At 69.6% G+C, this 9,983-nt stretch carries 11 protein-coding genes; 6 read left to right on the top strand and 5 right to left on the bottom strand.

The window, feature by feature from the left end:
• The 4 genes from G6022_RS12435 to G6022_RS12420 form a co-directional block, all read left to right on the top strand.
• Positions 1-777 (top strand): ABC transporter permease (locus G6022_RS12435; protein WP_206682380.1); only part of this gene is annotated, 777 nt, incomplete at its 5' end.
• A gap of 145 nt (positions 778-922) precedes the next feature.
• Complete coding sequence (locus G6022_RS12430; protein ID WP_182638399.1) at positions 923-1,552, top strand: nucleotidyltransferase domain-containing protein; 630 nt, start codon at positions 923-925, stop codon at positions 1,550-1,552.
• Entirely contained in the window at positions 1,552-1,938 is a 387-nt protein-coding gene (locus tag G6022_RS12425) for a hypothetical protein (protein WP_182616522.1), read from the top strand. Before G6022_RS12430 ends, G6022_RS12425 begins: the two co-directional genes overlap by 1 nt.
• Positions 1,939-2,150: 212 nt before the next feature.
• On the top strand, positions 2,151-2,831 hold the full coding sequence (locus G6022_RS12420; protein WP_182616524.1) for a TetR/AcrR family transcriptional regulator: 681 nt from the start codon (positions 2,151-2,153) through the stop codon (positions 2,829-2,831).
• 31 nt (positions 2,832-2,862) lie between these two features.
• On the opposite strand, the gene G6022_RS12415 is transcribed toward G6022_RS12420, so the two are convergent.
• Genes G6022_RS12415 through G6022_RS12405 form a run of 3 tightly spaced genes read right to left on the bottom strand, consistent with a single transcriptional unit; the run spans position 2,863 to position 6,087 of the window.
• Entirely contained in the window at positions 2,863-4,299 is a 1,437-nt protein-coding gene (locus tag G6022_RS12415) for a sodium:solute symporter (protein WP_241730573.1), read from the bottom strand.
• 50 nt (positions 4,300-4,349) lie between these two features.
• On the bottom strand, positions 4,350-5,399 hold the full coding sequence (locus tag G6022_RS12410) for an isopenicillin N synthase family oxygenase (RefSeq protein ID WP_182638400.1): 1,050 nt from the start codon (positions 5,397-5,399) through the stop codon (positions 4,350-4,352).
• Complete coding sequence (locus G6022_RS12405; RefSeq protein ID WP_182638401.1) at positions 5,392-6,087, bottom strand: hypothetical protein; 696 nt, start codon at positions 6,085-6,087, stop codon at positions 5,392-5,394. The genes G6022_RS12410 and G6022_RS12405 overlap by 8 nt, the downstream gene beginning before the upstream one ends.
• Positions 6,088-6,262: 175 nt before the next feature.
• Between G6022_RS12405 and G6022_RS12400 the strand changes: the two genes are divergently transcribed.
• On the top strand, positions 6,263-6,895 hold the full coding sequence (locus G6022_RS12400; protein WP_182638402.1) for a Type 1 glutamine amidotransferase-like domain-containing protein: 633 nt from the start codon (positions 6,263-6,265) through the stop codon (positions 6,893-6,895).
• A gap of 131 nt (positions 6,896-7,026) precedes the next feature.
• On the top strand, positions 7,027-7,932 hold the full coding sequence (locus G6022_RS12395) for an alpha/beta hydrolase (protein ID WP_182638403.1): 906 nt from the start codon (positions 7,027-7,029) through the stop codon (positions 7,930-7,932).
• Between the two features lie 359 nt (positions 7,933-8,291).
• Here G6022_RS12395 and bluB read toward each other — a convergent pair whose 3' ends face one another.
• Both bluB and cobJ read right to left on the bottom strand, forming a co-directional pair.
• Complete coding sequence (gene bluB / locus G6022_RS12390; RefSeq protein WP_277819498.1) at positions 8,292-8,966, bottom strand: 5,6-dimethylbenzimidazole synthase; 675 nt, start codon at positions 8,964-8,966, stop codon at positions 8,292-8,294.
• A partial coding sequence (cobJ, locus tag G6022_RS12385) for a precorrin-3B C(17)-methyltransferase (RefSeq protein ID WP_182691658.1) occupies positions 8,963-9,983 on the bottom strand: 1,021 nt, incomplete at its 5' end. The genes cobJ and bluB, both read right to left, overlap by 4 nt.

Below are 9,983 nucleotides of genomic sequence, written 5' to 3'. Positions count from 1 at the left end.
GGCCCCGCCCACGCCGGCCGGTTCCTCGGACGGCCGGTGGGCCTGGCCGCCCGGCTCCAGCGCGGTTCCCTGCTGGGGTGGGGCGCGGCCGTCGTCGTCCTGGGAACGGTCAACGGCGCGTTCACCGACGCCATGCTCAGCGCGAGCGGGGACATGCCGCAGGCGATGCAGGACATGTTCGGTGCCCAGGGTCTGGTCAACGGCTACGTGGCCTTCCTCGGGTCGTTCGTCGCCGTGCTCGCCGCCGCGTACGTGGTCTACGCGACGCAGTCCCTCCGCGACGAGGAGGGCAGGGGCCGCGCCGACCTGATCCTGGCCACGCCCGTCAGCCGGATCTCGTGGGTGGGCGCCCACCTCGCCGTGGTGGCCTGTGGCGCGGTGCTCATCCTGGCGGTCACCGGGATCTGCACGGCGCTCGCCGCCGCCGTGGTCACCGGAGACACCTCGCTCGTCGGTGGGGTGATCGGCTCGCACCTCGGCGCCACCCCGGCGGTCCTGCTGGTGCTGGGGGTCTGCGGGGTGTTCTACGGCTGGGTTCCCCGGTTGACCGCGCCCGTCGGCTGGGCGGTGGTCGCGCTGATGTTCCTGGTGGCCAACTTCGCCGACCTGCTGGACTTCCCCGGGTGGCTCCGGTCGCTCTCGCCGCTGCACCATCTCGCCGCGGTCCCGGTGGAGGAGTTCGCCCCGGCGCCGTTCCTGCTGGTCCTCGTGACGGCCGGCGCGCTCGTGGCCGCGGGTCTGGTGGGGTTCAGGCGTCGGCAGGTGGTCTCGGGCTGACGGCACGGCACAGGTCGGTAGGGGTGTCTGTGACGAACACTGAGTTCCCCGATCGGGTTCGACGACACCAACCACCACGACCCTATCCGGGTCCTCCAACTATAGTTGTGATACTCTAACTTTAGTTGGAGAAAGGGTGCGGACTATGCAGCTGAACAAGCCGTTCGCCACGGTGACGCCGACCCTGGACGGCGACGTGCTGGCGGTCTTGGCGAGCGCGGACGTCACGTTCACGGTCAGCCAGGTCCAGCGAATCCTCTCCACCGCGTCAGGGGAGGGCATCCGCAAGGTCCTCAACCGTCTCACTGCCCAGGGCGTGGTGCTGCACGACGAAGTAGGCCGGACCCACACCTACCGCCTCAACGCCGAGCACCTCGCGACCGGGCCGATCATGGAGCTGTCACGGCTGAACGCCACTTTCCTGAGCCGACTCGAACAGCACCTGGGCGAGTGGGGGACGGCACTGCGGTACGGCGCGGTGTTCGGGTCGGCGGCGACGGGGCACATGACGCTGGGGAGCGACATCGACTTGTTCCTGGTGCGCGCGATCGACAACGAGAACGGCGTCTGGGAGCAGCGGGTGACTGAACTCGCCCGGCTAGTTACCGCGTGGACCGGCAATGACGGCCGGATCGTCGAGTTCGCCGAAGACGAGTTCCGCGCTGCGGCCGACGCAAGTGAGCCCCTCCTCGATGACGTGTCGAAGCAGGGCCTGACCGTCGCGGGGAAACGGGCCTGGTTCGTCTCGCAGCTGCGCTCGGCAAGGAGGTCGTGATGGCGGGGCAGCGGAACTGCGATGCGGTAGTCGCCGCGGGGCGCATGTCCAAGGCATCCGAGTTTCTCGACGCCGCGGTTCATCTCGGGGAAGAGATGCCCAACGCCGCCGGGGACCTGTACGTCAACGCGGGCATTGCCGCCTCGGATGTCATCTGCTGCGTGCGCCTCGGCGTGCATTCCAACACCGGCAACCACAGCGAGGCGGTCGCCCTGCTGAAGAAGGCCGACAGCGGATCTGAACGGCACTTGAACACCCTGCTCAACCTGAAGAACAAGGCTGCCTACACGCATCAGGACCTGACCGATGGGGAGTTGAAGAAGATGAGCCGCGCGGCGGATCATTTGGTCGAGGCCGCCAAGCAAGCAGTGGCCGCCCGCGGGTAGTTCCCAGTTCGCTGATTGCGAACGGCGTCGTCGCCAGTCCGGGGTGCGGAACCTGCGCCCGAGCGACCTCTGTGGGGTATCGGACATATCTTCCGCTGCACGGTGGATCCCGCGGTCACCCCCGTCAGCCGAGATTCGTGGGCCACCGCGCGCGCTCTGTCGTCGACGACCAGAGGAGTGTGCCCCGGCCGGGCGTTGATAGCCTCTGCGAGGTGACCAAGACTCGTGGCCGGCCGCGCCGCAACCCCGGGTCGCCGACCGGACTCGGCAGCGAGCAGGACATCCTGCACGCCGCGGGCGAGCTGTTCGTCACCAGAGGCTTCGGCCGGACCAGCACCCGGGCCATCGCGGAGGGTGCGGGGTTGCAGCAGGCCAGCGTCTATCACTGGTTCGGGTCGAAGGACGAGATTCTGCTCCGGCTGGTGCTCGGCACAGTGCTCCCGTCCCATCGGATCGCCGACTGGCTGTTGACCACAGACGCCCCGGGGCACGTCCTGTTGTGGGCGCTGGCGTACGCGGATGCGGGGTTGCTGCACGAGGACCCGCAGAACCTGGGGGTTCTGTACTTCGATCCGGAGCTCGACGGCGACCAGTTCAGCGAGTTCCACGAGGTCCGGGATTCACTGCACGAGGCCTACCGGGTCCTGCTCGAACGCACCACGGGCGAAGCCGCCACTGACGTCGACGTGGCGATGCTCGTCGGCCTGGTGGAGAACGTCATCACCTACCGGCGCCGGACACGGTCGCCGATCCCGGACGACACCCCGGCCCGGGTCGCCGATGCGACGCTGACGCTGGCACGGGTCCCCGAGCTCCTTACCGACGAGACGCGGGCCCGGGGACTCGAGATTCTCGGAGATCCCGACTCCCCGGGCCCGGGGTCTGTCGGGTGACGCCGCTCGCGACGGACGCCCTCGGGCGAGGCTAGGCCCTCGCGGGGACCTCGACTCCCCGGTCCGGTACCGACTCGTCGACCGCGGGTGCCGGCGTGGCCTTCCGCGTGTCGGCCCGGGTGTCGGCGGCGGCCACCGCCACGTAGACCACGAGTGACACGGCCGCGGCGAGGAACGTGGTCCAGCCGTCGACGCTCGTGGTGACCACCTCGTTCGGGATGTACAGCAGGGTGTTCTCCACGCCGTAGATCGTCGGTGTGAGGACGAAGAACCCGAGCCGGACCCCCAGTCCCAGCGCGGCGGAGATCACCAGTGCCCTCGTGCTGACTAACCGTGTCCACAGCGACAGGACGAACGGCGCCACGATACTGGCGCACAGCAGGTCGAAGGTCAGGGTCAGGAGGATCCCGGTGTGGTTCACCCGGAGTGCCACGATCACGCCGATGACGGCGACGGGGACCATCGACCAACGAGAAGCCTGGAGCACGTTCAGGCGCAGCTTCCGCGTGTCGATGACGGTTCCGACCACGATGGACGATGTCGCGAGGAGGATTCCGCTGACCGTGGTGAGCGAGGCGGCCAGCAGGGCAGCGATGACCAGCATCGCGATCGGAACGGGCACCTGATCGGTGAGGAGCTGGAAGAGGATCGGCGACTCGGAGTCGCTGTCCCCGAGCAACCCCGCCCCGGCCACGGCGACCGCGGCCAGCGGGACGCACAGGACCACGGTTCCGGCGGCGGCGATCAGGCTCGCCGACCTGGCCCCCCGGGCCGTCTTCGCGGAGGACACGCGCTGGATGAGGTCGATGGCCACCAGGTTGCCGAAGCCCAGGGCGAAGAACGTCGCCCAGTTGATGGCCGCGCCCGCGGCGGGTGCCGTCAACTGCTCGAGATCCGAGATGCCGAGCCCCTCCGGCGCCGCGTATCCGGGGCCCATGAACATCCAGGCTGTCAGCCCGACGAACCCGACCGCCATGACACCCATGAGGAACAGGCCCGTATACACCGACGCGAACATCCCGCCGACCATCGTGTAGGCGAGTATCGCCAGGGTGACGAACACGATCGCCGCCCAGTAGGGCACTCCGATGAAGTGGTCCATCATGTGACCCAGCGCGACGAGGTTGCCCGCCATGAGGATTCCGAAGCTGGTCACCGTCAGGACGGCCGTCAGGATCTCCCCGGTCCGTCCGAACGTCTGCCGGAAGTATTCGGGCAGCGAGTACAGCTCCCGCTCCCGCACCTTCTCGGCAACGAAAAGCCCCATCAGCAGGAAGGATGCGGCAAGACCCAGCGGCAGTGCGGCACCCGCCCAGAATCCGAATCCGCCCGCGAGGTCCGCCGCGCCGACGGTTGCATTGGAGTCGACGACCTGGGACATCAGGAGGACGGCGACGAGGGGCACGGTCAGCGTCCGCCCCGCGACCGCGAAGTTGCGGTTCTGTCCTCTCACCCTGGTGGAGGACATCAGACCCAGGATGACGAGTAGAACGACAGTTGCTCCGATAGCGACACTGATCATCGCGACTCACCCACCAGGGAGGTCTCGCGACCCAGCGAGTACAGGGGACGCGCGCCCTCCGGGAGTGCGAGATCACCGTCCGCGATCCGTCGCCTCAGGTAGGCGAAACTCTGCGCGGTCTGGGCGAACAGGTGCTCGCCGGCGTGCAGCGGCTCGTAGGTGGAGTCGTTCGAACCGGGGAACGTCAGGGGAGCGACCATCGTGTCGTAGTCGACGGTGAAGAACAGCGGGTACGAATACCGTTCCCTCGAGATCTTCCTGACCCGGTGGGACGTGGCGACGAACGCGCCGTTGGTCCACACCTCCAGCAGGTCCCCGATGTTCACGACGATCGCGTCCTCGCGGTACGGGACCTCGATCCACTCTCCCCGGCCGTTCATCACCTCCAGCCCGGGAGCGGTGGGCTTGAGCAGTGTCAACGCCTCGTAGTCGGTGTGCGCTCCGATCCCGGGGCGGTCCTCGGCGTCGGGGTTGTACGGGTAATGGATCAGCCGCAGCTGCGAGGGCGGCTGGGTCACCGATCCGAGGAACGTGGCGGGGTCGAGGTCGAGGTACCGGGCGAACGCCGCGAGGAGCCGCGACCCGAGTGCGAACACCTCGTCGTAATAGGTCGTCACCGCCTCCCGGAACCCCGGCAGGTCGGGCCACTGGTTCGGCCCGAGCAGGGGGTTGCCGGCCAGATACTCCGGGTGGTCGGCCGGCAGGTCGATGGACAGGTCGTAGGCCTCCTTGAGGTCCGGGGTGGCGCCGGCGAACACCTCCTCCCCGATGGGGACGTATCCGCGGTGGTTGGTGGAGTTGCCGATGTACACCTCCCGCTTGACGGAGTCGGGCTGGGCGAAGAAGCGCTGTGCGGCCTCGTGCATCGCGCGGAACGTCTCATCGGCCACGCCGTGGTTGACGATGAGGAGGAAGCCGACGCCTCGGGCGGCCTCGCCGAGTCGGTCGACGCACTCCGCTGAGGGCCCGCGGGGATCGGCGAGCGTGGACACATCGATGACCGGGATCGACTCGAAGTCGACGCTGGGTCGGTGGGGGTCAGTCATTCTCGGCTCCTGAGTGGGTCGGGCGGGTCGCGCGGGTCGGGTGGATCGGGTCGAAGGACACGGGTGGACCGGAGTGCTCGCCGGCCCGCCAGGAGATGACGAAGCGGCCGTCGGAGTGAGGGGACAGGGAGAAGAGGGGAGGCTCGGGCCCCGACCACGACGAGTACCGCGCGAGCCAGCCCTGAGCGGTCCGTGAACCGATGTGCACCGACGACGGCCGGCCCCCCGCGGGATCAGCGCCCAGCGCGAGACCGAAGCTGTCGCCGACGCAGACGACCAGCGCCTCGGTGCCGTGGTCATCGACCCCCCTGGCCTCCCACACCGGTCCGGGCTCGTCGGGGCGCTGCTCCCACAGCTCGACGTAGTCGAGCTGTCGGCCCACCTCCAGCAGTCCCCACCCCGGCACGTCGAAGAGTTGCCCGATATCGGCGGACCCGAAGGCCTCTCCGGCGGCGATGGCATGGACCCACTCGAATTCGCCGATGGCGGCGTCCGTGCACTGGAGTCGGCCAGCGAAACCCATGTGGAAGTCCCTCGCGCCCGAGTCGTCGGTGGAGAACCTCGCGTCGCAGAACAGTCGGTTCCCCTGGATCCAGACGACGTCGGAGCACTGGTCGGGGGTGGCGTCGCGGGAGTGGAACAGGCGACGCCGGTAGACCGCGGGAGCGGGGCGCAGGGCGGGTTCCATGGAACTCCTATAAATCGATCACTCGAACGGAATTAGTCAAACGGCGCTGCGTTGCGCCGCTGTTACGTGGGCGTCAAGGGATGAGAAATTGGGCGACCGTCGGAGTCCGGGGGCTGGCCGGGCCGATGTGGGCTGCGCACCTCGTGGCGCGCGCCTTCCCTCGTAGAGTGGCGTCATGAACCTGCTCCTGCTGTCCCTCGGCGTGGGCGCCGTCCCCGACTTCCTCGCCGAGCACGTCAACCGGCCCGCACCCGCTGTGCGCATCGGGTACCTGAACGACGCCGCGAGCCCCTACGCGGGAGCCGGGTTCGTCGCCGCGGAGCGTGCGCAGCTCTCGGACCTGGGGTACGTGCTGACCGACATCACCGTTGCCGGCATCGACGACGCGGGCGAGTTCGCCGGCCTCCTCGACGGGGTCGACGCCCTGTACGCCGCCGGCGGCAACACCTTCGTGCTCATGGCGGCACTGCGCCGACGGGGTGCGGATGCGGTCCTCGTCGAGCGGGTACGGGCGGGGCTGCCCTACATCGGGTCGAGTGCGGGGTCGGTCATCACCGGACCCAGCATCGAACCGGTCAGCCTGATGGACGACCCCTCCGCCGCCCCCGAACTCACCGACCACGCCGGACTCGGTCTGGTCGACACCGTGGTGATCCCCCACGCGGACGGCGCGCTCCCGCCCTACCCGCCCGAACTCGTCGCACGGCTCGTGGAGACCTACGGGAGCACCTACCCGCTGACACTGGTGAACGATGATCAGGCGTTGCTCGTCCAGAACGAGACGGCACGGCTGATCAGTTCGCACTGACCTGAGGCCGGAAGTGACACGTTCTCGACACCGGTAGTGGCTACGATCGCTCATGGCTCGTTGGGCACTGCGCCCGACCGCCGATCCGACTTCCACGACCCCACGGGGATCTCTCCCCACAGAGGACGACCATGCGCATCCCGTTTCTCGATCGCATCCGCGATCGCCGCCGGTATCACCCCGATCTCCGCCTCGCGTCAGTGGTGCTGCCCCCGCGCCTCGTGGGACCGCGGACCCTGCCGGCGGTGCAGAAGATCGGGACACTGCTGCCAGGACTACGGGGAACGGAGACCCACGAACTCGACTCGGGCGCGACGGTGCGGGTCTTCCGTGCCCCAGGTGATCAGTCGTCATCCTCGGCAGGCCTTGTATGGATCCACGGCGGTGGATACGTCGTCGGTTCTGCGGCGCAGGATGACGTGCTCTGCCGGGCTCTGGCGCGGAGCACCGGTGCGACCGTCGTGTCGGTCGACTATCGACTGGCGCCGCGACACCCATTCCCGGCGGCGCTCGACGACTGTCACGCGGCACTCGGATGGCTGGCCGCTCAACCCGGTATCGACACCCGCCGGATCGCCGTCGGCGGCGCGAGCGCCGGCGGTGGGCTCGCAGCCGCGCTCGCGATCCGGGCCCGGGATGAGGGCCCCGTCGCCCCGGTGCTGCAACTGCTCGCGTACCCGATGGTGGACGACCGGACCGACACCCGCGACCGGCGACACCGACTGTGGGACGCACGATCGAATCGGTTCGGCTGGACGAGCTACCTGGGCGGGGCCGACCCGTCCACGGCCTCTCCGGCCCGCCACCCTGATCTGGCCGGGGTCGCTCCGGCGTGGATCGGCGTCGGCACGGTGGATCTGTTCTTCGAGGAGGACAAGGCGTACGCGGATCGTCTGGAGCGAGCCGGAGTGCCCTGCGAGTTCCTCCCGGTTCCGGGCGCGTTCCACGGTTTCGACCTGGTCGTCACCCGCGCCGGGGTCAGTAAGGACTTCTTCCGGGCGCAGTGCGATGCACTACGGCAGGCCTTCGGCGAGTGACGGGGTCGTGACTCAGTCCGACAATCCGGCCACGCTGTACCCCGGATGTGACGCCGCCGGCGACCCGGCCCACTGATCACCACATGACTGGAACGGGCAGCTGGGAGACGGATCGACCACCACCAGGACGACACCGGTCGAGGTTCAGGGGTTCACCTCCTCGCAGTGAGGACCCGGAGTGACTGGTCGAGGGCGTCCGCGGCCCACGGGATGTCCGAGCGGGTGAAGGGCAACGGTGGTCGCAGCTTGAGTACGTTGCCGAACGGGCCCGCGACCGAGGTCGCACACTGCCGCGCGGGCGGTCAGGTACGGATTCTGAGCGACTCGGTCCGCAACCGCGTTCTCACGCGGCCCCGGATCTACACCCAGTCGACCGACAGCGGCGACCTGCGTCCCCACCCGACGGTCTGCAACAGCGGCTCGTCCAGCTCGAGGGCGGGGTGTCCCAGGCACAGGTACGCCAGGGGCCGGGCCCCGTCGGGCACGGGCACGCTGTCGGAGAGGTGGTCGGGGTCGACGAGGCTCACCCAGCCCATGCCCAGGCCCTCGGCCGTCACGGCCAGCCACAGCAGGGTGATGGCGGCGACCACGCTGTACTCGGTGGCCGCCGGGACGCTCGTGGTCCCCAGGACCGGCCCGGCGGGCGGCCTGTGGCTGACGACCAGCCCGACCGGTGCCTGGAGGATGCCCTCGAGGCGCAGGGAGTCGTAGAGCTCGCGTCGCCGGCCGTCGAATCGCTCGGATTCCGCGCGGCGCACGGTGCGGAATCCCTCGTGGACGGCCTCGCGCACGCCGCGGTCCTCGATCACGGTGACGTGCCAGGGCTGGCTCAACCCGACACTCGGGGCCACGGCGAAGACCTCGAGGAGTCGATCGATGGTCTCGCGCGGCACCGGGGTGGGGTGGAAGTGCCGGTGGTCGCGGCGGGTGGCGAGGATCCGCCACAGCGCGTCGCGGTCGGGAGCTCCGATTCCGATTCCGCCTTCGCCGCCCTCGTCGTCGTCGTTTCTCTCACCCCGTGGAGCGCCGGTCATGACCGCACGAACCGCGGACTCCACACCCGCCCCGACTCGGTGACGCGGGTCCCGGACGCGCCCACGATGAGCAGGCACTTCATGTCCACCGAGTCGCAGTCGAGCTCGGCGAGAGTGGTGATGGTCAGGGACTCCTCGGCCCGGCCCACGTCACGTCCCACCACCACCGGGGTGGCCGGGTCGCGATACCGGAGGAGGACGTCGCGGGCGTCGGCGACCTGGCGGGTGCGCGAGCGCGAGGCGGGGTTGTAGACCGCCAGGACCAGGTCCGCGGCGGCTATCGCGTCGAGACGACGGGAGATGACCTCCCAGGGCTTGAGCCGGTCGGACAGGCTCATCACGGCGAAGTCCGCGCCGATCGGGGCCCCGGCCCGGGCGGCGACCGCCTGGACGGCGGACACCCCGGGCGCGACCCGCACGTCGATGCGGGAGTACAGCGGGTCCTCGGCGGCCTCGAAGACCGCTGCGGCCATGCCGAACACGCCCGCGTCGCCCCCGGAGACCACCGCCACGCGTTCGCCGGAGCGCGCGAGGTCCAGGGCGAGCCTGGCCCGGTCCACCTCGACGGTGTTGCCCGAGCAGTGCCGGGTGAGCCCGGCGCGCTGGGGGACGCGGTCGACGTAGGGCGCGTACCCGACCACGTGGTCGACGTCGGCGAGCACGCGCTGGGCCTCGGCGGTGAGCCAGTGGTCCGGGCCCGGTCCCAGTCCGACCACGTGCAGCTCACCGTCCGGGGCGAGGTCGCGCACGTTCCCCTCACCCAATGGCGAGGGGCGCCGCCCGAACGGGTCGACCTGCTGGGAGTCACCCGGGACCACGATGAGCGAGAAGTACGGCACGGTCGCCGAATCGACGTCCCGCACCGGGTGGTGCACCTCGGCGTCGGTCGAGGCGCGTTCGACGTAGACCGCGCCCTCGAGCCGCCCGGCGGCCTCCAATGCGCGGCGCACCGCCGGGAAGTTGCGTCCGAGCTTCATGATGATCGCCCCGTCGGTGTCCGCGAGGCGGCGGGCCAGC

This window comes from Dietzia sp. Cai40 (assembly GCF_014145165.1).
Classification (GTDB): domain Bacteria; phylum Actinomycetota; class Actinomycetes; order Mycobacteriales; family Mycobacteriaceae; genus Dietzia; species Dietzia natronolimnaea.
This window is presented reverse-complemented; position numbering and strand designations above follow the sequence as displayed.

What these genes read in the sequence shown, in the direction of transcription:
- bluB (WP_277819498.1), bottom strand. Translation starts at nt 8,966, where the DNA reads ATGACCGGCGCTCCACGGGGTGAGAGAAACGACGACGACGAGGGCGGC.
- G6022_RS12395 (WP_182638403.1), top strand. Translation starts at nt 7,027, where the DNA reads ATGCGCATCCCGTTTCTCGATCGCATCCGCGATCGCCGCCGGTATCAC.
- G6022_RS12425 (WP_182616522.1), top strand. Translation starts at nt 1,552, where the DNA reads ATGGCGGGGCAGCGGAACTGCGATGCGGTAGTCGCCGCGGGGCGCATG.
- G6022_RS12415 (WP_241730573.1), bottom strand. Translation starts at nt 4,299, where the DNA reads ATGTCCTCCACCAGGGTGAGAGGACAGAACCGCAACTTCGCGGTCGCG.
- G6022_RS12405 (WP_182638401.1), bottom strand. Translation starts at nt 6,087, where the DNA reads ATGGAACCCGCCCTGCGCCCCGCTCCCGCGGTCTACCGGCGTCGCCTG.
- G6022_RS12430 (WP_182638399.1), top strand. Translation starts at nt 923, where the DNA reads ATGCAGCTGAACAAGCCGTTCGCCACGGTGACGCCGACCCTGGACGGC.
- G6022_RS12410 (WP_182638400.1), bottom strand. Translation starts at nt 5,399, where the DNA reads ATGACTGACCCCCACCGACCCAGCGTCGACTTCGAGTCGATCCCGGTC.
- G6022_RS12400 (WP_182638402.1), top strand. Translation starts at nt 6,263, where the DNA reads ATGAACCTGCTCCTGCTGTCCCTCGGCGTGGGCGCCGTCCCCGACTTC.